Here is a 26,259-nt window from a genome sequence, read left to right as displayed (position 1 = left end):
CCCCTTATTCGCTCACGACAACAGTCACTTTGGCTACAGGGTTCAACCAGCGCTGGACGGTGTTATCTACATCACTTACCCCACCTGTGGCATCATCATCACCAATATTGCCAGGGTGAATATGTACACTGTCATTTGCAACAGTAGCCGTTACGCCTACGCCGTTATTGCCCACCACGTCTTCTAAGGGTGGGGGTACAGGTAACCCTGCTTCGCCGGGGGCACCACTGCCGCGAATCTCATCATTGGCCTCTGTGCCTGCGTCATAGGCATTAAGGTAAATGGTATAGGTACCTGGCGCTTCAGGAATAGCCCAGTTATCTAACCCGATGAAACCGTCATTAGTCGGTAGCATCATAGCTACAATACTAAGTACGTCGTTTCCTTCATCGGTGGTAACGCTCGCCGTTGTGCTCATAGCGGGGCCAAGTAACCCCTCTGCTGGGTTGGCTATATTGTTTGCAGATAGTGCCTCAGTAGCCGTTGCCAAGCCGCTAATATCGCCCCCTTCGGCCATAGCTTGTAACTCTACAGATGCTGTTTCGCCTAATTCAAACAGGCTAGCGTCGTTACTGTGGGCTGAAATTAAGATAGGGGTAAAATAGATCCCTTGAGTGAGATTTTGTACCGTTACTTCTAAATCGGCACTGTGCGCTAAACCGGCACTAGCAAAAAGCGCGGTAGCTAAAACTGTTTTACGAAAACCTTTTGAATTGAAACGTAACATGGCTTTTCCTTCTTTGTTGATAAAGCTCGAAGGAAATAGTGGCGGGAATTTATCACAGAAATATCACGAAAAAATCACGATAAACTGACTTTCTGCCCAGAAGCAGAAAGTCAGTATTAATTACTTAATAATTTTAAGCGTAGGCTTACCCTTTTTGGGCGGCACGGGCGCGTCTGAATTATCAGTTATGTCATTATCGTCAAGCGACGCAGGACCTTGGGGCTGAGATGGCGCAGGATCAGTTGTATTCTTCGCCATTTCTTCTTCGGTAGCAAACACTGTACCTGCACCGTTTTCACGGGCATAAATAGCCATAACAGCTTCACAGGGCATACTTAACCGACGGGGTTGCCCACCAAATCTAGCCTGAAAAGAGATACCATTTAAATCAAGCATAAAGTTAACGCACGCACTCGGCGATACGTTAAGCACAATTTGGCCGTCTTTAACAAACTCTTGTGGCACATCAACTAACTCGTTGGTTGCATCGACAACCATATAAGGAGTTAAGTCGTTATCCACGATCCACTCGTAAAAGGCCCGCAACAAATAGGGCTGATTAGACGTCATGGATGTCATAGCGGGTTATGGATCTCGCGTTCCTGGTCAGTCAACGATGCTTTAAATGAACTGCGTGAGAAAATACGGTTCATATAAGCATTGATTTCTTTGCTACCCGCGCCATTTAGCTCAATACCTAAAGCTGGTAAGCGCCATAATAGCGGTGCGAGATAACAGTCAACTAAGCTGAACTCTTCGCTCATGAAATAAGGCATTTCGCCAAATACAGGAGCAAGTGCCAGTAACGCTTCGCGTAAATCGTTGCGTGTAGATTCTACATCGCCTTCTCCACGGAAAATACGGGCAGCTAGCGAGTACCAATCTTGCTCAATGCGGTGCATCATTAGACGACTTTGACCACGAGACACAGGGTATACCGGCATCAATGGAGGATGCGGAAAACGCTCATCTAGGTATTCCATGATGATATGCGAGTTATATAGCACCAGCTCACGGTCAACAAGCGTTGGAACGGTACCGTAAGGGTTAAGCTCCAGCAGATCTTCTGGCAGATTGCTAGGATCTGTGTAGCTGATTTCAACACCCACACCTTTTTCTGCCAACACAATACGCGCCTGGTGACTGTAAATATCGATTGTGTCAGAGAACAACGTCATAATAGAACGTTTATTCGCGGCTACGGCCATTCATTTTCCTCCGTCGAGAAACTAGTTAAACCCAATATAATGGGCGAATTTTAAATGCCAAAAAAGGGGGCGAGATGCCCCCTTTCATATTATACATAATTCTATGCGAATTAGTGCACTTCTCGCCAGTATTCTTTCTTAAGTAAGTAAACAAATACAAACAACACTGCGATAAACGCTAATACCCACTTACCAATCCTGTGCGACTCAAGCTTGGCTGGCTCACCGGTGTACTCCAAAAAGTTAACAATATCTGCAACAGCTTGGTCGTACTCATCCGGTGAAAGTGCGCCCGTACCATCTGATTTGATGCCTACGTAACGCTTAACTTTTTCGCCGTCAACCATATGCTCTTCATATGTACGCGTAGGCGTGCCTTGAAGGGGTTGTAATACGTGTGGCATACCCACTTCTGGGAACACAGTATTATTCACACCAAATGGGCGACTTTCATCAACATAGAACGAGCGAAGGTACGTGTATATCCAGTCTTCGCCGCGCACACGAGCGACAAGGGTTAGGTCTGGCGGAGCTGCTCCAAACCAACCTGCCGCTGACGCTTCTGGCATAGCACGAGTGATATAGTCTGAGACTTTGTCACCGGTAAACTGCAAATACTGCTCACCTAGCTCATCAGGAATACCCAAATCAGCAAAAGTGCGTTGATAGCGTTGGTACTGCATTGAATGGCAGCCTAAGCAGTAGTTCATGAACAACTGCGCACCACGCTGCAAAGACGCCTTATCTGATAAGTCGATAGGTGCCTCATCTAGATGCACGTTTCCACCAGCGGCAAACGCTACCCCAGGTAGGAAGAATGCTAAAAAGCACATCAATTTTTTCATTTAGGGATCCTCTCTGGTACAGGCTTGGTGTTTTCATTTTTGCTGTATAGGAACAAAGCAACAAAGAAACCAAAGTACATAACCGTTGCTACTTGCGAAGCGATAATCTTCCAGTTCTCTTGTGGTGTACCACCTAGGTAACCTAGGAAAACAAACACAATAGCGAACACAATAAGGTTTACTTTGTGCAAACCACAACGATAACGCCACGACTTCACACGACCTCGGTCTAACCAAGGTAACGCAAACAAGGCTGCAATAGCACCAAACATGGCCAATACCCCAAATAGTTTGTCAGGTACCGCTTTCAAAATGGCGTAGAACGGCGTGAAGTACCAAACTGGGAAGATATGCTCAGGCGTCTTCAACGGGTTAGCTATTTCAAAGTTAGGATGTTCAAGGAACTTACCGCCCATTTCAGGGGCAAAGAAAAGTACATAAGTAAACAAGGCCAAGAACACACAGAAAGCCACTAAGTCTTTTAACACTATGTGTGGGAAGAATGGCAATACATCATCAGCAATATCGTACTTGCTTGTATAATACTCATGAATTTTGTATTTGGTTTTTTCTGACTCAGGCAGTGAGCCTTTCTTGTGTTTAATTGCAATACCGTCTGGGTTATTCGACCCCACTTCGTGAAGCGCAATAATATGTAAAAACACTAAAATAACGATAACAAGCGGTAACGCGATAACGTGTAAGGCGAAGAAGCGGTTTAGCGTAGCACCAGAGATAACGTAGTCACCCTGCAGCCAGATAACAAGATCAGGGCCCACTACAGGGATAGCGCCAAACAATGATACGATTACCTGTGCACCCCAGTAGGACATTTGTCCCCATGGCAACACATAACCCATAAATGCTTCCGCCATAAGTGCTAGGTAAATAAACATACCAAACACCCATAGAAGCTCACGAGGCTTCTGGTACGAACCGTAAATCATGCCACGGAACATATGCAGATAAACCACAATAAAGAACGCCGATGCGCCTGTACTGTGCATATAGCGAATAATCCAACCGTAGTCGACTTCGCGCATAATGTATTCAACAGACTTAAATGCCCCTTCAGAAGTAGGGACAAAGTTCATCGTTAACCAAATACCAGTAACAATTTGATTAACCAATACAATGGTGGCGAGGAACCCAAACACATACCAAAGGTTCATGTTGCGGGGAGCAGGATACTGAATGGCGTGCATATTCGCCACACGCATCATAGGGATACGTTCTTCAATCCAAGCTAGAAAACCATTCATATTATACAGCCTCCGCTTCTGAACCAATGATGATATTAGTATCATCAACGAACTGATAAGGCGGTACCACCAAATTCAATGGTGCAGGTACGTTTTGGAATACACGCCCGGCCATATCGAATTTTGAACCGTGGCATGGACAGAAGAAACCATCAGGCACGCCTTCAACCACTTCTTCAAAAGCGCCGTCTTTAAGGTGCTGTGGAGAACACCCTAAATGAGTACAGATACCCACAAGAATCAGGTACTCTTCTTTCATTGAACGGAAACGATTTTGAGCAAACGTAGGCTGTTGCTCTGCTTCAGAGTTTGGATCTTTAAGCTTATCTTCGTGCGCAGCTAATTCTTCAAGAATCTCTGGCGTGCGTCGAACAATCCATACAGGCTTGCTTCGCCACATTACACGTACTAATTGTCCAGGCTCAATCCCGCTGATATCAACTTCAACGTCAGCACCGGCCGCTTTCGCTTTAGCGCTTGGATTCCAGGACGCAATAAAAGGCACTGCAGCACCAACAACACCTACACCACCAACGACTGACGTGGCAACGGTCAAAAACCGACGACGAGTGTTGTTTTCTGGCTGGTTATCATTGTGTGCAGACTCTGTTGCATCTACAGATACATTGCTCATCCACATTTCTCCAGGTTTGGATAGTTATGATGTGTAACACAAACTTATACTGGTTTTATCACGCTTGCGTCGTGGCATCATATGGCTTGTCATGAAAGCAACTTAGGGGCTTTTTTTCACACACCTAAGAATTCACGAGATTTTACTAAATTTTCGACCGCAAATGATAAAAGAAAAGCCCTTATAAACACAAGGTTTTACTGATATTTAAGCAATAAATTAATATGCGCTCTAAGATATGAATTTTTGAGGGTTTGAAATGAAATCAAGAATTTGGGCGAATTTCACCCAAATTCTTGTTAAACATTAAAACATTGTTATTTGAAAAGCTCACTGCTACATACGCTTAAATGCCTGTTTTCAGGTATCTTGATTATCTAAGCCCTTCGCTAATTTCACTTAATCATCAACATTCATTGGCACCACACGTTTGCAGCATAAAGTCTTCAGGTTTTGTAGCAAGCAATATATCAATTAACGTATTTGCAGCATGCCGAGCGACATAGCGTGTTTTTTCGTCCGGTTCGTTATCTCCTACTTCATAGGTGACCCCATGAACGTTATATACATCTGCCATAAACTGCTTAAACACGCCTTTACCTGGTGATGTGCCAGGCTTATCTACCACTTTAAACACCCCTTTAGTTTGCTGCTGTAAGCTATCAAGCCATGTGACTACCATGGGAGTAGGAGCAATGCTTTCAGTTTGCGGGATAGTATAAAACACATTATTGTGAGTGGAGTGAAAATCCATCCCCATTACTATTTTCCCACCAGCGTCGGTGATCCCATCAAGGTAAATTTTTACTGCACGGGTTTCCGGTTGGGCAAAAACGTTCCAATCGCGGTTTAAGTCTTTGTGCCCTAAATTGTGACGCCAATGACCGTGGAAAACTCCATCTGGATTAATATTAGGTACTACAAGAACATTAAAACGCGATAAAAATGCAGGCGCATTTTTGGTCGTAGTTAAAAATTGCTCCAAAAACGAAAACATTGCCACCGCACCTGTAACTTCAGGGGGATGCTGACGCCCAACAAAAATAACCCACTCAGTATTGCTTTCTTTTGCTAATGTAAAGCCAGCTATATCCCGCCCCTCTACCGACTGGCCTAACGTCACTCGCTGAATATCAAACTGCTTTGCTGCATCCGCCATCCACGCAGTATAGTGCTGGTTTAACACCGGTTTTTGCGCGGCAACGTAAAGCGGCTTTGGGCTGGCGTTGAGCGTTATTGTCATGCCATCCCCCTTTGTATCAAAGGGCAAATAGGTCCAATGGGACTTATCATGACTTACTTTAGGTAGATAGCGTGGCGAAAATCCGTCAAACGTTAATATCACCTGTATGGCTTCGGGCTGACTAGCGGTAACACTGAAATAATACCAAGGGCTAGGATTAATAGGCTTATCTTCCGGCAGAAAAGTAAGTACATACTCACCACTATCGTTCAATTCACAATTATCTAAACTTGCCGCCGCAAAATCGGCCTTAAATGTGACTTCATCAAACTCGCATGCAGCGACATTTGACGAGGTGAAAAGCATAAAAAACGCGCAAAACAATACTGAAAATCGATACATAATATCTCCATGAAATTGCCGTCCCAATTAGGTATACCCAACGGGGGCTATCAGGAACGGCATTCGGCTAAGTTAAAATTTGTGATTTACCGTTACGTAGGTGTAGCGCCCTAACGAGGAATGTAAGCTACTACTGTAACCAAAGGTTTCATCAGTAAAAGGCGGGGCCTCATCGGTGAGATTTCGCATACCGACAGTGACCTTAGTGCGCCCGCTAAACAGGGCATCTTCGCTAAAGCGATAGCTCACATAGGCATCTAGTGTCGACCAATCATCAATAATGTAGTTAACTAAATCACCGTCATCATTAGTGTAATTTAAACTGGTATCTTCAACATCGCTCACATAACGATACTTAACCCCCGCACGCCATGCATCTTTGCTGTAACCTAAAGATACATTCGCCCGCCATTTAGGACGCTCGTTTTGGCGAATTAGGCTTCCGCTTGTACCTGAAACTGAGACCTGTTCTGCGTCGTACAAAAGGGCTTCATTGCCCGCTGCTTGGGCCTCAAGCACCCTATCTGTGATGCTATCGGTACCTTGGTCAAACTTCCTTAAATTCGCTGCGCTGAGTTTTATAGAAAACTTGCCAACCTCGGTTTCAAAACGATAGTCTGCGCTATAATCAATACCCGAGATTTCCCTAGGCAGTAAATTTGTGTAGTCGTTACGAATATAGATAATCTCATTATTTTCGTCACGTACCACATTTTCGTATTCGCTCCCTTGGCTACGTAATAGCGCATCATATAAAATTAAGGTCTGGCTGTTTAAGATCCCTACCGTATTTTCTTGCTGAATTTCCCACCAATCCACGGTTAATGTGAGATCTTTCATTGGTGTAAGCACCACTCCTAAAGAGTAGTTTTCGCTTTCTTCTGGACTCAAGCTATCGCTACCATTTCTAAGCTCAAGCGTGCCACGGCGAGTTTGCGTCAATGGGTCGCTTCGTGTATTAGAACGCGCCACATCAACCGCTGTAGTTTGCGGTAAACCAGGGGCTTTAAAACCGCCAGAATACGCACCGCGTATCATTGCGTTTTCGTTTACCGTCCATGCCATTGCTACTTTTGGTTTAAAAATACTGCCCACATCAGAGAAATCCTCATAGCGACCCGCAATTTGCATATTTAAACTTTCAATGAAAGGTTTATCAACAAGTAACGGGACCGCGAATTCAGCAAACGCAGACACTACATTTCTACTCCCGCTGGCATCGGGAGTGGGGCTACTACCTAACACTTGGCTTGCAATTTCCGTCGACGTACCGCTTACTAAATCGGTAAAATACAGGGCGCCGTTTAAGGCATCGCTTCGTTTATCAAAGAAGCTTTCGTAGCGATATTCAAGCCCTGCAGCGAAGCCTACATCGCCAGCCGGAAGGCTAAATAAATCGGGCCGCGAAATCTTTGCATCAATAGAGGCCAATTCGGTTTCGGATTCACGTTCTACATCAATGGTAAAGCTGTCAATTACACTTTGAGAAACCTCGGTATCATCAATTGAGTTTGGGCTTATCAGGCTTGCCCCACTAAAAATGTTGTATGCTGTACTTGCATCAGTACTATTTACAGCCTGCTGGAACGAGGTAGTGTTGATCCGATTCGCCGAATCTAGGGTGTTAGCTTTTGAGTAAAGCACAGCGGAATCGAAGTCCCAATTGCCAAGGTAACCACGGGTTCCAGCAAGGAAGCGATAGCTATAGTCATCAACTTCAATGTTGCGCGGCCCTGTATCTATAGGACGATAACGGCGTACTGTTACTTCTTCACCGAATGGATTGTAAAAAGCATCTGCGGCAACCGTAAATCGTTGCGCAGTTAAATTACCTGATTGTTCCCGAATGCGTTTAGCGGTTGCTGAGTAATATAGGCCTTCTGCGTAAACTTCTATGTCATCGTTAATGTAGTGATTTGCTAACGCATATAGATTTAGTCTATCAACTTGCGAACTCAAACTACGCTGGGCATTAGAATCAAACCTTAGATCTCGGGGTATGGAACCTGAAGAGGCGCAAACATCATCGCTAACCTGCCCGCTACAATCGCCATAACTGCTAGGCTGCAAATGAAAAGTGCCTAAACTATCCGATGAAAATTCTCCCCACGGGGTGGTGGTAGTGCGGTTATCCAGCTGAGTGTCACCTATAAAATCACTGCCTAGTTCATCGAAATTACGTAAATCTGAGCTAGCGGCATAATCGCGCTCGCTTGCCATAACCATATCGCGGTGATAGTAGCCACCACTGAATGTGATATGGCTTTTATCGTCGTTGAACAACCAACCAGCAGCGCCTGATAAATTGATTTGGTCACGGCTTGTGCCCTTACTATTGCCATATTGGGCTTGAAGTTCCCCACCCGTGTATTTGTCATCTAATACGTAGTTAACTACTCCTGAAATGGCGTCTGTTCCGTATATAGCTGCCGCTCCGTCTCGTAACACTTCAACGCGCTTTACCCCTTTAACCGGCAGTGTGTTTGAGTTTACTGTGGTGACAGGCACAAGGTTTTCAGCTTGCGTACCCGGATGCAAAACAAGACGCCTACCGTTGAGCAACGTGAGGGTATAACCTGTACCTATCCCTCTTAGGTTAACTGAAGAAACATCGCCCCGTGCGTCGTTAACCCCGCCAACCACACGCTCGCTATTAAAATTTACTGCCCCCTGTTGGGGTAATTCAGCTAAAATTTCCGCGCCGCTGCTTAATCCCAAGCCTTCGATGTCTTCTGCAGACATAGTAGTAACAGGCAGTGCGCCAGTATCTTGCATACCGCGTATGTTTGAACCCGTTACCTGGATGCGCTCAACGCTGGCTTCTTTTGTCTCTACGTTCGCGGTCGTGTCGCCCTCTTGCAAAGAGGGAGAATCAGCCCTTTGCACCGGGGCCTGCTGGTTCTCCATGGGGGTAACGATATACGTTCTTTTCGACGTTTTTTTGAACGTAAATCCCGTTCCCTTGAGTAGGTAAGATAAAGCATCTTGTACGTCCATGCTGCCTGTCAATGGCGGTGATGAAAGTTGCTGTATACGCTTATCAGAAAACAGAATTTGTATATTGCTGTGCTCTGCTAGCGACAGCAGTGCGCTATCTAACGAGGTGGATTGAATTGAGATATCATCGATATGTTGTGCGTGAGCGCTTGAACCTAGTGCAAGCGCAATACACAAGGCTAAAGCACTTGTTGTGGTTTTTGGCAACGTCATGGCTGCTCCTTTAGTATTGTATTGTGTTCCCTTTTACTAATACGCAGCCCAACAAAAATTCCTCCGCTATTTTTTTACCACAATAATGTTTTTGTCATTTTTTTGTACATCAATAGGCAATGTTGCTTCCAATGCGGTAAGGATTGCATCGCCTTCTGAGAGGGTGAAAACGCCGCTGATCCGCATGCTAGAGACTTCCTCATCTACCACTATCTTTTTTGTTCTGTAGCGATTAAAGCTTTCTATCACTTTATCTAACCGTTCATCATCAAACCGAAGATAGCCAGAACGCCAACTTTGGGCTTTTTCGACAACATCAGTATTTTGTTTAGCAATTAGTGTATTTTCTTGATCAAACGTGGCCATTGCCCCGGCTTCAAGCAATACGGGCTCTACGTTAATAGCAAAATGAGACGGTTCACTTACTTGCGACTCCTCAATGGCCACGATCCCTTCGGAAACAGCGATATCAAAACCGCTATCGGATAGCTTAACGTTAAACTTAGTGCCCACTACCCGAATTGTCTTACCCCCTGTGTGGATAAGAAAAGGGCGTGTGGGGGCTTTAGCTATATCGAAAAAAGCCTCGCCTTTTTGTAACCATAATTCCCTTTTTTGGGGGCTAAATTTCACATCAACGGCTGTGTCGGTATTTAGTGTAATTATCGAGCCGTCAGGCAGACCGACATTGCTCACCTCACCTATCGCCGTAGTATAATGCTGAGAAGGCGACAAGGGCTCTGCTTTGCCACCAAAATTGCCCTGTTGAAAGAAAATGAGGCACAGCAGTGCAACTACAATAGACGCGGCTATATAGCGGGCATAATAAAAACGCCCTTCAAGCTTTTCCCTTAGGCTCATACTAGTAGGTAACTGACTTGCTGCCTCCCATACTGTTATTGCTTCATCAAAAGCAATTTGATGAGCCTCGCTTTTGTCACACCAACTAAGGATCTCCTGCTCCTCTTTTGCGATTAATTCACCGGAGTATAGGCGAACCACATAGTTACTCGCTGTCTGATTAATTTCACTTTGCGTGTTAGTATCTAACGTCATCAATCGCAAACCTTATTTCTTATGGCAGTCAGTGCTGCCGCAATATACTTTTCAACCGTACTCACAGACACCCCCAATATATCGCTAATCTCTCGGTACGGTTTACCCTCCACGCGGCATAACACAAACGCGGAACGATGATAGGGATTTATCGTGTCTAATACCTGCTCCACTTCAGACAGCTTTTCAGCAATACCTGCTTGCTTTTCCGGTTCATTTTCAAAATTAGTATAGAGTGATTCAGAAAAGCTTTCGTGGGCATCCCGAGCTCTTACTTTAGCGCGGCGTTCACGATCGATGATAAGATTCGTCACCACGGTAAACAAAAAACTCCTGAATGTATCCTGCCGTTGCTCGGTTTTCTCTACCATGCCTTCCATTGAAAATAACTTCGCATACATTTCCTGCAGTATATCATCCACTTCCTGGGCACTAGCTCGGGTCCGCACACGAATAAAGCGCCTTAGTGCACCTTCGTGTTCGTTGATAAGGTCGTAGAGCGTCCCGTTATCCTTGGTCTGTTGGGGTACTCTCGACTGTGTATTTAGATAAACAATTTTCACACGCTTTCTTATCTCTACCTAGACCTTACTAATAATACGCACCGGTAAACAAAACCCTCCAAAATTTATACTTTTTTTCAGGCAATAAAAAACCCGGCATGAGCCGGGTTTTTGCAATACAAAAAACGTAAAAATTAACGTTTTGAGAATTGTGGACGCTTACGTGCTTTATGTAGACCCACTTTCTTACGTTCAACGCGACGAGCGTCACGAGTAACAAAGCCTGCTTTCCGCAGATCAGGGCGTAGTGCTTCGTCATACTCCATAAGAGCACGAGTCAGGCCGTGGCGAATAGCGCCAGCTTGGCCGTTAGAACCACCACCTTTAACCGTAACGTATACGTCGAATTTTTCAGTCATTTCAACAAGTTCTAGTGGCTGACGAACAACCATGCACTCGGTTTCACGACCAAAGTACTCGTCAAGAGGACGTTGGTTTACTTTAATGCTACCTGTGCCTGGACGCAGGAACACACGAGCAGTAGAACTTTTGCGGCGGCCAGTGCCGTAGTATTGAGTATCTGCCATGTCAGTTGCTCCTTAGATGTCCAAGACTTGTGGTTGCTGTGCGGTATGCTTGTGCTCTGCACCAGCATAAACTTTCATTTTACGGAACATTGCACGGCCTAGAGGACCTTTTGGCAACATACCTTTAACTGCTTTCTCAAGAACCATTTCTGGCTTATAAGCAAGAAGTTTTTCAAAGTTTGTTTCTTTCAGACCACCTGGATAGCCACTGTGCGCGTAGTACTTTTTACCTTGCGCTTTACGGCCAGTAACCGTAATTTTTTCTGCATTGATAACTACAATGTAGTCACCAGTGTCCACGTGAGGCGTGTACTCTGGCTTGTGCTTACCACGAAGGCGCAATGCAATTTCAGAAGCCAAACGGCCTAATGTTTTGTCTGTGGCGTCTACCACATACCAGTCACGTTGTACCGTTTCTGGTTTAGCAACAAAAGTTTTCATTTAAATATCACCCGAATAATATCGTCGTTACTGATTTCTGAACACCAGAAATCACCATAAAATCAACACAAAGACCCCTTCGAGCCGGCCGATTCTTCCACCTTCCCAAAGGTGGGCGTAACTGGGCAGGGCGCGAATTATACAGGAATTGAGTAAAATGCGAACCCCCTAAACGTAAAAAAACCACACCCAAGCGCACTTTTTTACCGCGCCTTGATATTAAAAACATTATGAATGGGAAATACTGTAATGATGGCAGCTAATTATATCGCTTGCGGTATAGTTAAGCGGCCTAAATAGGCTAACAATTGCCTTTCTCTTTGGCTTTCACTTTTTGCCACAGAGCTTCCATATCGCTTAAAGGCATATCGGCCAAGGGGCGATTTTGCTTCTGTGCTAACGTTTCTACGTGTTTAAAGCGTGCGGCAAATTTGTTGCTCGCGTTACGCAGCGCGGTATCAGCATCCACATTGCAATGTCTCGCCAGATTTACCATGGCAAATAGTGCATCGCCAATTTCTTCTTCTAAAGCCTGTTGGTTCACCGTTTTAGCTTCTAGCTCTTCACGTACTTCTTGTACCTCTTCTTGTACCTTGTCCAGTACTGGCAAAACATGCGGCCAATCAAACCCCACCTTTGCGCAAGCTTTTTGCAATTTCTGCGCGTGCATCAAGGCGGGCATATTGTTAGGAACTCTGTCTAAAACACTCTCTTGCGAATTATTTTTATGGGCATTTTCTTGTTGTTTTATCGCCTCCCACTGCTTGGCGAGGGCCTCTGATGACAGGTTATTTTCCTGCCCTGAAGGTGCAGCAAAAACATGAGGATGTCGGCGTATTAGCTTACGACTTATCGCATCGGCGACATCATCAAAAGAAAAGTGTTGCTGTTCTTGTGCAATACGCGCATAAAAAACAATTTGAAAGAGTAAATCACCTAACTCCTCTTTTACCTCACTCAACCCTTTATTTTCAATTGCATCCACTACTTCGTAGGTTTCTTCAATGGTATAGCGCGTTAGACTCTTCATGGTTTGCTTCACATCCCATGGACACCCAAGTTTAGGATCCCGTAGCTGCGCCATAATACTTAGCAACCGCTCTGTGGCTGGTAGGTTAATTTGCTTTTCGCCGGGCATCCGTTACTCCGTTTAATTGACGTAATCGAGCGAGCACTTTAGACAAGGAGTCAAGATCCTGCACTTCTACCGAAATGGTGATAAGTGCGGTTTGGCGGTGCTTATCACTTAAGCTATTAACGCCTAACAAGGGCACGCTTTCATTCGCTAAAACGGTGGTGATATCACGCAACATGCCGGTTCTATCGAAACAGAAAATATCGATGGCTGTTTCAAAGCCTACTTTTAGTGACTCTGACCAATTCACTTCTATTTGCCGTTCTGGGTGCTGCGACAGTAAATGGTTTAGCTGATCGCAATTTTCTTTATGCACACTTACCCCGCGCCCCTGGGTGATATAGCCCATAATAGGTTCACCAGGAACAGGTTTACAACAGTTGGCTAATTGGCTCATTAAGTGCCCAACCCCTTGAACCACAATGGCATCTTTCTTACCCGCGCCCCCCGCCACTTTTCGGGTTTTAACCTTAGGGCTAATTTCAGGCGTTTGTGGTTCAGGCTCATGCAACTGATGAATAAAGTTTATCACCTGCATCACGCGTACATCGCCGGCGCCTATAGCGGTATAAAGGTCATCTACACTTTGCAGGTTGTGCTTTTCGCAGGCTTCGATAGGCACTTTTTGCGGTAAATGCGCGCGCTGCAATTCGCGCTCTAGTAACTCTTTACCGGCGGTAAGGTTTTTATCTCTATCTTGCTTTTTAAAATAGGTATGAATGGTGGCTCTTGCACGTGATGAATGCACATAACCTAGCCCGGGGTGCATCCAATCTCGACTAGGGTTAAGCTCTTTACCGGTAAGAACTTCTATTTGATCGCCGCTGTGCAATTGATAGGTAAAAGGCACGATACGTCCATTCACTTTCGCGCCAATACAACGGTGACCTACGTTACTGTGAATATAGTATGCAAAATCTAAAGGTGTAGCGCCTTGGGGTAAGTCGACTACGTCACCTTTCGGGGTAAATACATAGACTCTGTCGTCAAATACTTGGCTGCGCAACTCTTCAACTAAATCTCCCGACTCGGCCACTTCTTCCTGCCAAGCTAGAATACGTCTTAACCAGTTAATACGCTCATCGTATCCCGATTGCTTACCGGTACTCCCCTCTTTATATTTCCAATGAGCTGCTACCCCAAGCTCTGCATCCTGATGCATTTGCTGGGTTCTAATTTGAATTTCAACAGGCTTTCCTTCCGGGCCCAGTATCACCGTATGAATCGACTGATAACCATTGGGCTTAGGTGTTGCAATATAATCATCAAACTCACTTGGAAGGTGTTTGTAACTTGCATGTACTGTACCTAAGGCGGCATAACAGTCTTGCAAACGCTCGGCAATAATTCGTACGGCGCGTATGTCAAAAAGCTGCTCAAAGGTAAGCCGCTTTTTCTGCATCTTCTTCCAAATGCTGTAAATATGCTTAGGTCGCCCGTACACCTCGGCACGAATATTTTCCACATTGAGTACCGATTGCAAATCGTCCACTATGGCATCGATATAGTCAGCCCGCGCTTTACGTTTGCCGTCTAGTTGCTTGGCGATATTTTTATAGGTAATAGGATGTAGATAACGAAAGGCTAAATCTTCCAATTCCCACTTAAGCTGGCCTATACCTAAACGGTTAGCCAGAGGCGCGTAAATACTTGCACATTCTCTGGCCACCATTACGCGGGTTTCTTCATCGGCTTTTTTAACCTGTTGCAAGGCACAAATACGCTCAGCCATCTTAATGACTACAGCACGTACATCTTCTACCATTGCTAGCAACATACGACGTATACTATCGATATGCTGCTCATCTGAGCTGTTATTAAACGAGGAGCCGTTTCTTTTTCTCGCGTGAAGCGATTTAATGGCATCCATTCGACGCACACCCACAATAAGGTCGCGAATTTCGCTCCCAAATTCCAGAGCTATATCGTCATCAGATAGGTTGTGCTGCTCGCAATAGGGAAAAACAAGGGCCGCTTGCAGCGTTACGTCATCCATATTGAGTTGGCACAAAATTTCTACCATTTCTTGGCCAACCAATAAACGCTCAGGTATCGAAGATACACTTCTTAACTTGTCTTTCGTTTCCTCACTTAAGGTAAGGCTATCTAGCCACACCTCAAATGGTGGGCGTTCTGCGGCATGTACTTTTCTTGTGGACACCATAACCGTTACTCGCTATTTACTTTGGCGTGTGAATCGCGCCATCATTTCCATATGTTGGGTATAGGGAAACATTTCTACCACCTTGGCTCTATCCATTGTATAACCTCCCTCAATCAACACCTCTGCATCTCGAGAAAAAGTACTCGGGTTGCAAGAAACATACACTATCGTACTTGGCTTTGCTTTTACTAACGCATGACTAACTGTCAACGCGCCTTCACGAGAGGGGTCTATCAAGACTTTATCAATACCACTGGCTAACGCATGTGCAACTGAGTCTTCATCAAATAAATCTAACTGTAGCCATTGCACATTATCAATGCCCTGTTCGCGGGCATTGTGCTTAGCCCTTTGCACCATTTCTGCCACGCCTTCAACCGCTTGTACTTGTGCCCCTCGTTTAGCAATAGGCAATGTGAAATTACCCAGACCGCTGAACCAATCAGCAATACGTTCTCCTTCACTAGGAGAGAGCCACGCGATGGCTTGTTCAATCATTTGCTGATTCACAGCAGGGTTAACTTGCACAAAATCGTTTGGCCCAGGCGTTAAATAAGCACCATCAAGGGTAGAGCAAATAAGAGGCGCGTGAACTAACACAGGCTGTATCGCGCCTTTACTGTCTTCAAGTAAAAGGTTCACCCTATGGTGTGAGGCAAAGCTTGCAAAGGCATCAACATACTGGCTTGCCAAGGTTTGCGTATGCTTAATAGTGACTTGCGCCACATTATCGCCCGCAAGTAAACTAACATGCCCTAAAAAACGTTTGTTTTCATGGCTATTGAGCACTTTCTTAAGGGGCGCAATTAAGTTACTTAAAGTAGGAAGTAAAACGGGACACTGATGTATATCCACCACCGCCTTACCCTGCTGTTCTCTAAACCCACACTTAAATTTTTCTGGCTGTCGCGCATCTAAAGCCAGTCTCGCTTTTCGACGATAGGCCGGGCGTGGGCCGCTAATAGGCGTGTGCCAAGCCTCATCAGCAAACTTAAGCTGACGTTGCAGCATTTCTTTAATAGCTAGATTGCGAAACGATAGTGCGGCTTCAGATTCAATATGTTGAAGCTGGCAACCGCCACAGCGAGATGCAACCGGACAGAAAGGCTTTACGCGGTGTGAAGAAGGGTTATCGACTCGGATAGCATGTGCGCTGCGCACTTTTTTATTGCTGTTTGTTACCTTAATAGCAACCGTTTCCCCAGGCAGCGCACCGCTAACAAAGTGCATTGTTTTGCCCTTTGCTACGCCCTGGCCTTTCCAATCTAAACTGTCGATGGTAACGGGCGCTGCCGCCTTATTATTGCTATCGCCTTTAGGTTTATAAAAGGTAACCACGTGTTCTCCGCTCTTGCTAAAACTCTAATATCACGGTAGCAACCGCGTAGTGCTGTTCGTCTGAAATACTAATATAACTGCGGGTGATGCCCCGCGCCTCGCACAGCCGGGCAATTTCACCGCTAAAATGCAATAAGGGAGCGCCGAATTGATTATTACGCACTTCTACATGCTGCCAACTTACTCCATTGCCTATACCCGTACCTAGGGCTTTAACTGTGGCTTCCTTGGCTGCAAAGCGCTTAGCTAAATAGCGAAGGGGGGTATGGCTTTGGGTAAAAATCTGCATTTCGTATTCAGTTAAAATTCGTTTGGCAAGGCGTTGATTAACCTCGCCCTCCCGCTCAAAGCGTGCAAACTCAACAATATCTGTGCCTAAACCAGCTATCCCCACGTACGTTCTCCGAGGTTAGATGTCACTATAACTTAAATGCCGGCTCTTGCTTCTAGCATCAATTTGCGCATATCTGCCACAGCGGTAGCTAAACCATCGAAGGCGGCCCGAGCAATAATGGCGTGCCCAATATTTAGCTCAATAAGCTGTGGAATAGCGGCAATAGGCTTTACGTTATGGTAATGCAAACCATGACCTGCATTAACTTTTAGCCCTTGGCTATCGGCATATTCAATACCGCTAACTAAACGCTGCAATTCTTTCTCTTGCGCTTCTTCGCTGGTTGCTTCGGCATATTGCCCCGTGTGTATTTCAATGTAGGGGGCATTACACGCCACTGCCGCATCTATTTGGCGCTGCTCAGCGTCGATGAAAAGTGACACCTTTATATTTGCGGCAGCCAAACGTTCACATGCTTGCTTCATTACAGGTAGGTTACCCGCTACGTCTAGCCCGCCCTCCGTGGTCAATTCTTCTCGCTTCTCTGGTACAAGACAACAAAAAACCGGTTTAATTTCCTCAGCGATAGAAAGCATTTCTTCGGTCACCGCCATCTCAAGATTTAAGCGGGTGTTAATGGTTTGCGCAAGCACGCGTACATCTCGGTCTTTAATGTGACGACGATCTTCGCGTAAATGAACCGTGATCCCATCCGCGCCGGCACGCTCTGCAATATCAGCTGCATGTACAGGATCGGGGTAAGATGTGCCCCGTGCGTTACGAAGTGTAGCTATGTGGTCGATATTAACGCCTAGAAGAATAGAGCTCATCTGTAAATACCTATGTTGTAACAGAAATAACTCCCCTCGCGAGATGAAACGTGGGTCGTTGGTCAATTTATGTAGCACTAGTGTAACAAATTTTTGCCCGTAAACATGGGAAAAAGTACAGATTAAATAACCGTAACGCTGGGTTATTTAGGTTTTCTATGCGCAAATAATTCCCTACTTTTTAACGGCTTATCACCTACCAATGGCTTTAACAACTCCCGATAAAGAACTTTCGCCACTTTCTTACTTAGCGGGGTGTATTGGTCATGGGCGAGAGACATAAGTGCTGCCCCTGGTAGAGCATGTCGGTGCCCTTTTGGGGCGCGACAGAAACCAAGTTCAGGTTGCAATGAATAAAGGTGCTCGCCGCTAATGGGTTCCCCCCATTCTACATCCGTAGTGAGATCTGGCATTAACCCCATTTCATCAAGTAAAGCACGCTCAAATTGACGCAGACACACTTCAATATCGCTATCTAGATGTAGCGACGTCAATGCGTTGGTATACGCAGTAAAAGCGCCATCGCTAGGTAAACCTACAGGCATAATTCGATTGGTGATTTCATTAATATACATAGCGCAGAAAAGCGCGGTACCCACAAGCGGAATAGGAGGGGCTGCGCCTTCAAGCTGACGTAAATTCTTAAGCTCCGATTTACCCGCAAGCTGCAATTTAAGGGATTGAAAAGGTTGCAGCAAACTCTTTCGATCTGATTTGCTATTTCGAACCCCTTTAGCCACTGCACTTACTTTACCCTGTTCTAAGGTAAAAAAATCGACGATATAGCTGGTTTCCCGGTAAGCACGGCGATGAAGTACAAACGCGGTTAACCACTCATTGTTCATGGGACGTCCATTTATAAAGGTTTAGTCGCACCGTTTAACTGCGCTTAATTCGTACCACTTTCATGGTTTCAAACTCAATACCGGCGACCTCTTCAATATGTCGATAGTAAGTAACATTAACCCTAGCACCCAGTAAACTTTGATAGCCCTGTTTACGGCGAAACACGAAGGGCACGTGGACATTTTCTAACATTAAGGTATGTCTAACCCAGTCGCCTTCATCGCGCTGTACATGGGATACCACTTTCATATTGTCCGATTGATTTAGCTGCCCATGCTTTTTTACTAACTTTTCACTGTCCGTTTTCATCGACGTCTCGCTAAGCTGGGGTGATCTGTTCAACAATAAGCTGTACTGTCTCTTGGCCACGAAATACATTTACATCTAATCGATAGGCTAAGTGCACACGTTTAATCATCGCGTTTGGCCATATGTGAATATCTATGTTAAACGCAATGGCATCTATCTCTTGCCCACTGTCATCTTTAAGCACTAATTTTAAATGCTTCTCGCCCACTAGGCGTTGTTTCACAATAGCAAATTCACCGTCAAAGAGGGGCGATTCGAAACCTTGCCCGAAAGGGCCCGCTTGGCGAAGTAAATGGGCAAAGGGCAATGATAATTCGTCTCGACTTAACGGGCCATCTGACAGTAATACCTGGCTCCCTTCGAGTTTGTCCATATGCTGTTTAGCGATTTGCTCGAACGCGCGGGTAAAGATATCAAGCTTGGCCACAGGTAAACTGAGCCCTGCTGCCATTGCGTGGCCCCCAAATTTGTCGATTACGCCTGGAAACTGTGTATTAACTTGTTCGAGCACATCTCTAATGTGTACGCCGGGAATTGAACGCGCTGACCCCTTGATGATTTCATCGTCCTGATGGGCAAACGCAATCACAGGTATTAAATATTTTTCCTTTAAGCGCCCAGCTACAATACCAATCACACCTTGGTGAAAGTCGGCTTGATATACCACGAGCGCCGCCGGGGCATTTTCTTCGGTAAAATTAAGCGCAGCCAACACTTTTTCAGCTTGGGCTTTCATGCCCGTTTCTATCTCTCGACGCTCGCGATTTAATGCATCCAGTTCACTGGCAATCATACGCGCTTGCAAGGTGTCATCTTCAAGCAAACACGCTATGCCTTGGGACATATCATCTAAACGGCCTGCTGCATTTAAGCGCGGCCCAATAACAAAGCCAAGGTCGGTGGAGGTAAGTAACCCATGATCGCGGTTTGCTACATCAACCAATGCTTTTATACCGGGACGGCATTGCCCTGCACGTATACGTTGTAACCCTTGATGCACTAAAATACGGTTATTCTTATCTAATACGACAACATCGGCCACCGTCCCTACCGCAACAATATCTAACAGAGAGGCAAGATTAGGAGGCGTAATAGCTTTTTCAGTAAAGTAGCTACGTTTTTGTAACTGGGATTTTAATGCCAGCATTAAATAAAATGCTACGCCCACACCGGCCAAATTCTTGGAAGGAAAATCGCACCCTGGTTGATTAGGGTTAACAATTGCATCTGCTGGCGGTAGCGTTTGTGCCGGTAAGTGATGGTCGGTTACGATAACCGACATGCCTAATGCTTTGGCGTGGCTTACGCCGTCAATACAGGCTATACCGTTATCCACCGTAATAATGGCTTCTGCACCTTTTTGCTTAGCGACGTCTACAATAGGCACACTAAGACCATAGCCAAAATCAAATCGGTTGGGCACCAGATAGTCTACATTAGCAAACCCCATCATGCGTAATGCAAGAATACATAATGCGGTACTTGTGGCGCCATCGGCATCAAAGTCGCCCACTATAATCAAGCGCTTGTTGTTGGCAATGATAGTGGCCAGTATGTCCGCAGCCTGCTCAACACCTTTAAGCTGATTGAAGTGAGTGAGCCCTTTAAGGGAGTTTTCCAACTCATCAATATCGTGAACATTACGGCCCCGATAGATACGGTCGAGTACGGGGTGAAGATGTGAAGCTAAGGGCGCATCGCTAACATCGCGGCGCATGATAGGCAAAATCATGTTATACCATCGAAACAACTAAATTAGGGACCATGATACCCATGATGTTGCGCTAGGTAAAACCTAAAGCACACGAGGCTAAGCCCGTGTGCTCTAATAGTAAATAAAGACGTAATTTGGCCTAATTAGCCTGCTGTTTTAAGCTTGCTTACAATTTGTGTGGCAGGAAGGTAGCCGGGAATGACCTCGCCATTAGGCAAGACAATGTTGGGGGTACCATTCACCCCTACCGTTTTTCCGAACATATATTGTTCAGCCACTTTGTTTTCACACCTAGCAGCGGTTACTGCGCCGCCATTTTTCGCTGAGGTTAGCGCATCATTGGGATCATCGGCGCACCATACTGACACCATATCTTGATAGACTTCGCTATTAATTCCTGCTCGTGGAAACGCTAAATATTGTACGGTAACACCGGCATCATTAAGTGCACCCACTTCGTTGTGAAGTTTTCGACAATACCCGCACGTTATATCGGTAAACACCGAAATAACGTATTTTTCGTCTTTCGCTTTGTAGGTAATACTTGAAGAGGCAAATTCATCAGCGCCTTTAACACGTAACGACGCTAAAGCGGCTTCTGTTTCATCGCGCATACCTTTATCTATATTATAGATGTGCGCCTGAACAAGATACTTTGCATCGTCGCTTACATAGAACAACCCTCGGTCGGTCGTAACTTGCACTAAGCCAGGTAAAGGTGCATCTGCGATAGTATTGACTTTAAGCCCTAGCATGTTTGTTAATTTACTTCTTATGGCCTCTTCATCAGCGGCTTGCGAGAAGAAACTCGTACAAACAGCAAGAACCAATACCCCTAATTTTACTACTTTCACTTTACCTATACTCCGAATAATTCTGCGTTTACGCGTTAGTAAATACCTTGGCCTTATTGTTGTCATATTAAGACCGATAAACCGCAAAATAAGTTTCATTTCTTACTTTGCCAACACGCGTTTAACAATACCTAATCCTAACACAGCCGTTTGAAGGTAACATAGACATTGGTCGTGTCATACCTACACGTCACCCCCGTGGGTGATGGCTATGAATGAGGGTTTGTAACCGTTCAGTAGCCACATGTGTGTATATTTGGGTAGTGGATAAATCGCTGTGTCCTAACAACATTTGTACAACCCTAAGGTCTGCGCCATGGTTAAGCAAATGTGTGGCAAAGGCATGACGAAGTGTATGAGGAGATAAATGTTGTGTAATACCCGCTTTAACTGCGTAATACTTTACACGGTGCCAAAAGGTCTGACGCGTCATTTGCTGCCCTCGGCGGCTTAGGAAGACAACGTCAGATTGTTTGGTGGCCAAGGTGGGCCGGGCCGTTTTTATATAGGTAAGCAGCCAGTCAATGGCATCTTCACCTAGTGGCACTAAGCGTTCTTTATTACCTTTCCCCACTACGCGCACAACCCCTTGCTGCAAACTTACCTGATCGAGGGTTAAAGCAATCAGTTCACTTACCCTAAGCCCAGTGGCATACAATACCTCAAGCATACATTTATCACGGCATTCGATGGGATCATCAGTGTTAGGCGCATGTAGCAAGTCTTCTACTTGAGCCTCACTAAGGGAGCTGGGCAACGACTTAGGAATTTTGGGGTTAGCCAGGGAAGACACCGGGTTATCAATTCGCACCTGTTGCCCAATTAAGTACACAAAAAAAGCCCGCATGGCACTCATCGCCCGTTGGGTACTTCTGGTGGACAAACCTTTGTCGTGGCGATATGCCAGATAGTCTTGGAGGGTTTCTGTGCTAAGTAAGCTAATGTCCTTAACCCCGTGGTTATTACAAAAAATGGCTAACTTTTTCAAATCAGTACGATAACTTTGCTGAGTATGTTCAGATAGTCCTTTTTCCAGCCACAACATTTCTATAAAGTTATCGATGTGTACCTGACTAGCAGCAGGCACATAAGTTAGCTCGCGTTTCATTTAAAGCCACGCTTTTGTTTTACCATTTCGTAGGCAGACTGAATATCTTGCGCTTTCTTTTTGGCAATTTCCATTGCTTGTTCAGGCAGCCCCTTTGATACGAGTTTATCGGGGTGATGTTCGGCCATTCTTTTGCGATAAGCTCGCTTAATTACCTTTTCATCGTCGCTCGCTGACACGCCAAGAATTCGATAGGCGTCGTCTAACGATTGCTTATCTGTGTACGTTGATTGTTGCTGCGATTGGCGTTGCCCCCCACGCTGCTGTCCGCCTCGCTGTCTAAAGCGAAGCTCTGCTTCAAACATAGAAATAAGATAATCAAGATCGCGACGACGAAACCCTAATGGTTTAGCCACTTTTTCTAATACTACATACTCTTCTTGAGATAGCTGCCCGTCAGCAAAGGCAGCCTGAATAAGAATTTCAAGAAAAACCTGCAAAATATCGCGACGTCCATGACAGCCGTCATATAAGCCTTTTAAGGTATCGAGTAATGGAAAGTCGCGGGATTTTCCTTCCCTAAACGCTTCTTGTGCCTCTTTGCGCGCCTGCCCAGTTAAATTCATATCATCCATCAGGGCTGTGGCAATTTGAATTTCTCTTGGCGTTACCTGACCATCCGATTTTGCTAAATGACCTAACGTGGAAAATAAGCTGTGAAAAAAGACCGCTTGCTGCTTGAGACTATTTTGATCGCTAAAGAACCGACCAAAACCGCCAAGTTGATTGAAGTCTTGACTATAGGCTTTATCAAATATATGTCCCACGAAAAGCCCTAAAATGGCGCCAGGGATCTTTAGAAACATGAAACCAAAAAGAAAGCCTAAAACTTTTCCCCACACCGCCATTTAACTGCGCTCCTTAATTATCCCCATCACTATGGTGGGGGCGTGATGCCAATGTAGATATGTTCAACCTATCTACACTTATCAGCACTATACCAGACAACAAACGCTTTAAAAGTAAGTACGATACGGTAGATTTCAATGGCCCCGGTGGCGGTGGCGTGGTTTTTCTCAATGAGACTAGATGAATAAACGAAAAAAACGGATAATTTTGTAAAGAACGCCCCGATATGAAGACTTATCTGGTTTTTTTTACGCACAACGGTTGGTAAATAGCCCAGAAGTGCTTAGAATTGGCGCACAACGAATAACGATAACTGCTGCACCTTATTCGGCGGCAGTGTATTATTAACATTTTTGGCGAACTAAATTGTGCCTTCTATGGTCACTGTACTTGGTTTACCCACTTAATTATTAAACAGGCCGCTCACCACCGCATGAAAAAGACCTGCGCCACGTTTGCTTCTGCGACCCTTTTATTGTCTGTCGCAAACGCACAGGAAGATCTCCCTGAGACTACGCCCCCATTATCCGTTTGTAATGTGGAACCTGTGTCGTTCAGCAGTTCTGCTTTAATGCCAAAAGGGCATGTAAAGGTTGAAGCAAACCGAACAGAAATTATTGAGAACAAAGTAGCACTGTTTTCTGGCAACGTAGATATTACCTCTGACACCGCGATTATTAGCGCTAATCAAGCGCAGGTAAACGAAAATGGCCAAGATTTAATTGCCAAAGGCGACGTACAATACCAAGACGCCCAATTAAGCGTACAAAGTGATGCCGTATCTTTACGTTCAAAAGAAGAACGTTTAGAAATGCAAAATACCCGTTACCAATTAACTGGCTTTGTGGGGCAAGGAGCGGCGCAAGATATTTTACTTGATACCGATACGGGTATTGTTCTTAAAGAGGTAAGTTTCACTACATGCCCAGAAGGTGATGAAGATTGGATGATTCGCGCCAGCGAAATCAGTTTGGAAAAAGGCACGGTATGGGGACAAGCCAAACATACCCGCTTTTATGTGGCCGATGTGCCGGTTTTTTACCTCCCCTATTTTGCATTCCCTGTAAGTAATCAGCGCCAAACCGGGTTACTGTTTCCTGAACTCACCAGTTCAAGTACTACCGGCGTAGACTACCGACAGCCGTTTTATTGGAATATCGCTCCCAATTACGATATGACGATTACGCCTCGACTTATGACGTTGCGCGGGTTGCAGTTAAATACCCAATTTCGTCATTTGAGCGAGTCTAGCGAAAGCATGGCGTATGTAGAATATTTACCCAGCGATAATGACATGGACGGGAACCCCGACCGTTATTTCTATCGATTAGAGCATCAGGGCCAACTTACTGATAACTGGGTGCTTGATGTAGATTTTAATGGGTTAAGCGATGACAACTACCTGGTTGATTTAGGCTCTGATTACTACAACCGATCAGATACTCATTTGTATAGAACCGTTAGTCTTAACTACTACTCGCAAGATTTGCTAGTAGGTATGCATGTTAAAGACTTCGAAGTGTTAGGGGATACTGCGGAAAGCTACCGTGCGTTACCTGAACTGAAGGTAAACTATCAAACCTCGTTAGGTGAATACTTCGATTTTATCCTTGACTCTGAACTGGCGTATTTTGATAGCACCTCTGAAAGCGCACCGAAAGCTACCCGTTTTCATATTGCGCCTACGCTGTCTATGCCCTTACGTTCTGCATGGGGCGAATTGGTGGCCGAAACAACCCTACTGCAAACCTTTTATCGCCAAGAAAATATTCAAGACAACGAGCTTAGCGAAAACGTAGATAGAACCTTAGGTCAGGCAAGGCTGTTTGGGGCACTGTATTTTGAAAAAGACAGCGCATGGTTTAACCCGGACATGTCAATGACACTAGAGCCTAAAATTCAATATTTATATACCTCTTATCAAGACCAAACAGATATTGGATTGTACGACTCTACGCCATTGCTAACCGATGTAGAGGGGCTGTTTAGAGGACAAGAATTTACCGGTCTTGACCGAATCAGTGACAATAACCAAATTACGTTAGGGCTAACTACCCGCATGCTCGATAAAAACAATCGGGAACAATTTGTGTTAAGTGTGGGTCAGATATTCTACCTTGAAGATAATAAGGTAGTGGCGGCGACTAAAAACCAAGACCGTTCGGCCCTTGCAGCTGAAGTAGACTGGCGATTGAACAAGAACTGGTATGTACATTCAGATGTTCAGGTAACCACTGATACAGACAAAGTAGATTTAAGTAGTGCTGGCATAGAATACCGTAAAGATGCCGCCCGTTTTATTCAATTGAGTCATCGCTATGTACGTGACTTAAGTGACGAAACCATTGATCAAATCGGTATTTCAGCAAGTTGGCCTATTACTGAAAACTGGCAATGGGTAGGACGTACCTACCGAGATCTGGAAGACAATCGGAGTATCGAAACCTATACAGGCCTTCAATACGAGTCCTGCTGTTGGGCTGTACGAGTGGTAGCGTATCGAAACTTAAATAACCGTTATAGTACTACCGGGGAGCAATCAACAAATGATTTCGATTCCGGTGTCTCTATGCAATTTATTTTCAAAGGTATAGGCTCATCTGGCACGCGAAGAAGCATGCTACAAGATGGCTTGTTTGGCTATCGGCAGCCATATAGTTTAAATTAACCCGTTGTTGCGTTTGTCGCTGGCGAACGTGAAAGCATTAACCAATAAGAAA

General features: G+C 45.1%; 24 protein-coding genes. 1 reads left to right on the top strand and 23 read right to left on the bottom strand.

Features of this window, described 5'->3' with window-relative positions:
- Positions 1–4: 4 nt before the first annotated feature.
- From GTH32_RS00195 to djlA, 23 genes are all read right to left on the bottom strand, one after another.
- A complete protein-coding gene (locus tag GTH32_RS00195) occupies positions 5–727 on the bottom strand; it encodes a spondin domain-containing protein (RefSeq protein ID WP_163083220.1) in 723 nt (240 codons plus the stop codon).
- A gap of 120 nt (positions 728–847) precedes the next feature.
- Positions 848–1,306, bottom strand: coding sequence for a ClpXP protease specificity-enhancing factor (locus tag GTH32_RS00190; protein WP_203565301.1), 459 nt, complete (start codon positions 1,304–1,306; stop codon positions 848–850).
- Positions 1,303–1,935 (bottom strand): stringent starvation protein SspA, encoded by a 633-nt coding sequence (sspA, locus tag GTH32_RS00185; RefSeq protein WP_163083219.1) that lies wholly within the window; start codon positions 1,933–1,935, stop codon positions 1,303–1,305. The genes GTH32_RS00190 and sspA overlap by 4 nt, the downstream gene beginning before the upstream one ends.
- A gap of 110 nt (positions 1,936–2,045) precedes the next feature.
- Complete coding sequence (locus GTH32_RS00180) at positions 2,046–2,780, bottom strand: cytochrome c1 (RefSeq protein ID WP_163083218.1); 735 nt, start codon at positions 2,778–2,780, stop codon at positions 2,046–2,048.
- Positions 2,777–4,042, bottom strand: coding sequence for a cytochrome b (locus GTH32_RS00175; protein WP_163083217.1), 1,266 nt, complete (start codon positions 4,040–4,042; stop codon positions 2,777–2,779). Before GTH32_RS00175 ends, GTH32_RS00180 begins: the two co-directional genes overlap by 4 nt.
- Position 4,043: 1 nt before the next feature.
- Positions 4,044–4,676, bottom strand: coding sequence for a ubiquinol-cytochrome c reductase iron-sulfur subunit (gene petA / locus GTH32_RS00170; protein ID WP_163083216.1), 633 nt, complete (start codon positions 4,674–4,676; stop codon positions 4,044–4,046).
- Between the two features lie 406 nt (positions 4,677–5,082).
- Complete coding sequence (locus GTH32_RS00165; protein WP_246223082.1) at positions 5,083–6,261, bottom strand: M14 family metallopeptidase; 1,179 nt, start codon at positions 6,259–6,261, stop codon at positions 5,083–5,085.
- Between the two features lie 72 nt (positions 6,262–6,333).
- Complete coding sequence (locus GTH32_RS00160; protein ID WP_163083215.1) at positions 6,334–9,471, bottom strand: TonB-dependent receptor; 3,138 nt, start codon at positions 9,469–9,471, stop codon at positions 6,334–6,336.
- A 66-nt stretch (positions 9,472–9,537) separates the two neighbouring features.
- Positions 9,538–10,527, bottom strand: coding sequence for a FecR family protein (locus GTH32_RS00155; RefSeq protein ID WP_163083214.1), 990 nt, complete (start codon positions 10,525–10,527; stop codon positions 9,538–9,540).
- Positions 10,527–11,090, bottom strand: a complete 564-nt coding sequence (locus tag GTH32_RS00150; RefSeq protein ID WP_163083213.1) for a sigma-70 family RNA polymerase sigma factor — start codon at positions 11,088–11,090, stop codon at positions 10,527–10,529. The genes GTH32_RS00155 and GTH32_RS00150 overlap by 1 nt, the downstream gene beginning before the upstream one ends.
- A 134-nt stretch (positions 11,091–11,224) precedes the next feature.
- Positions 11,225–11,617 (bottom strand): 30S ribosomal protein S9, encoded by a 393-nt coding sequence (rpsI, locus tag GTH32_RS00145; protein ID WP_163083212.1) that lies wholly within the window; start codon positions 11,615–11,617, stop codon positions 11,225–11,227.
- Positions 11,618–11,629: 12 nt separating this feature from the next.
- The gene (gene rplM, locus GTH32_RS00140) at positions 11,630–12,058 is read right to left on the bottom strand and encodes a 50S ribosomal protein L13 (RefSeq protein ID WP_163083211.1); all 429 of its coding nucleotides are present in this window, start codon (positions 12,056–12,058) and stop codon (positions 11,630–11,632) included.
- Positions 12,059–12,359: 301 nt separating this feature from the next.
- Positions 12,360–13,196 carry a nucleoside triphosphate pyrophosphohydrolase gene (gene mazG, locus GTH32_RS00135; RefSeq protein ID WP_163083210.1) on the bottom strand — a complete coding sequence of 279 codons (837 nt, stop codon included), beginning with the start codon at positions 13,194–13,196 and terminating at the stop codon, positions 12,360–12,362.
- A complete protein-coding gene (gene relA, locus GTH32_RS00130) occupies positions 13,174–15,357 on the bottom strand; it encodes a GTP diphosphokinase (RefSeq protein WP_163083209.1) in 2,184 nt (727 codons plus the stop codon). Before relA ends, mazG begins: the two co-directional genes overlap by 23 nt.
- Positions 15,358–15,369: 12 nt before the next feature.
- Positions 15,370–16,695 carry a 23S rRNA (uracil(1939)-C(5))-methyltransferase RlmD gene (gene rlmD / locus GTH32_RS00125; protein ID WP_163083208.1) on the bottom strand — a complete coding sequence of 442 codons (1,326 nt, stop codon included), beginning with the start codon at positions 16,693–16,695 and terminating at the stop codon, positions 15,370–15,372.
- 16 nt (positions 16,696–16,711) lie between these two features.
- The gene (gene acpS, locus GTH32_RS00120; RefSeq protein ID WP_163083207.1) at positions 16,712–17,089 is read right to left on the bottom strand and encodes a holo-ACP synthase; all 378 of its coding nucleotides are present in this window, start codon (positions 17,087–17,089) and stop codon (positions 16,712–16,714) included.
- 32 nt (positions 17,090–17,121) lie between these two features.
- Complete coding sequence (gene pdxJ / locus GTH32_RS00115; protein WP_163083206.1) at positions 17,122–17,859, bottom strand: pyridoxine 5'-phosphate synthase; 738 nt, start codon at positions 17,857–17,859, stop codon at positions 17,122–17,124.
- A gap of 143 nt (positions 17,860–18,002) precedes the next feature.
- On the bottom strand, positions 18,003–18,704 hold the full coding sequence (gene recO, locus GTH32_RS00110; protein WP_163083205.1) for a DNA repair protein RecO: 702 nt from the start codon (positions 18,702–18,704) through the stop codon (positions 18,003–18,005).
- A gap of 34 nt (positions 18,705–18,738) precedes the next feature.
- Positions 18,739–19,014: a hypothetical protein gene (locus GTH32_RS00105; RefSeq protein WP_163083204.1), complete on the bottom strand. Its 276-nt coding sequence runs from the start codon at positions 19,012–19,014 to the stop codon at positions 18,739–18,741.
- Between the two features lie 10 nt (positions 19,015–19,024).
- On the bottom strand, positions 19,025–20,746 hold the full coding sequence (gene recJ, locus GTH32_RS00100) for a single-stranded-DNA-specific exonuclease RecJ (protein ID WP_163083203.1): 1,722 nt from the start codon (positions 20,744–20,746) through the stop codon (positions 19,025–19,027).
- 125 nt (positions 20,747–20,871) lie between these two features.
- Positions 20,872–21,582, bottom strand: a complete 711-nt coding sequence (dsbC, locus tag GTH32_RS00095) for a bifunctional protein-disulfide isomerase/oxidoreductase DsbC (RefSeq protein ID WP_343033362.1) — start codon at positions 21,580–21,582, stop codon at positions 20,872–20,874.
- Between the two features lie 190 nt (positions 21,583–21,772).
- The gene (gene xerD, locus GTH32_RS00090; protein WP_163083202.1) at positions 21,773–22,690 is read right to left on the bottom strand and encodes a site-specific tyrosine recombinase XerD; all 918 of its coding nucleotides are present in this window, start codon (positions 22,688–22,690) and stop codon (positions 21,773–21,775) included.
- On the bottom strand, positions 22,687–23,538 hold the full coding sequence (djlA, locus tag GTH32_RS00085; RefSeq protein ID WP_163083201.1) for a co-chaperone DjlA: 852 nt from the start codon (positions 23,536–23,538) through the stop codon (positions 22,687–22,689). The genes xerD and djlA overlap by 4 nt, the downstream gene beginning before the upstream one ends.
- A gap of 434 nt (positions 23,539–23,972) precedes the next feature.
- Between djlA and GTH32_RS00080 the strand changes: the two genes are divergently transcribed.
- On the top strand, positions 23,973–26,207 hold the full coding sequence (locus GTH32_RS00080; RefSeq protein ID WP_163083200.1) for an LPS-assembly protein LptD: 2,235 nt from the start codon (positions 23,973–23,975) through the stop codon (positions 26,205–26,207).
- The last annotated feature ends 52 nt before the right edge of the window (positions 26,208–26,259 follow it).

Source organism: Alteromonas profundi, from assembly GCF_010500865.1.
Taxonomy (GTDB): Bacteria; Pseudomonadota; Gammaproteobacteria; order Enterobacterales; family Alteromonadaceae; genus Alteromonas; species Alteromonas profundi.
This window is presented reverse-complemented; position numbering and strand designations above follow the sequence as displayed.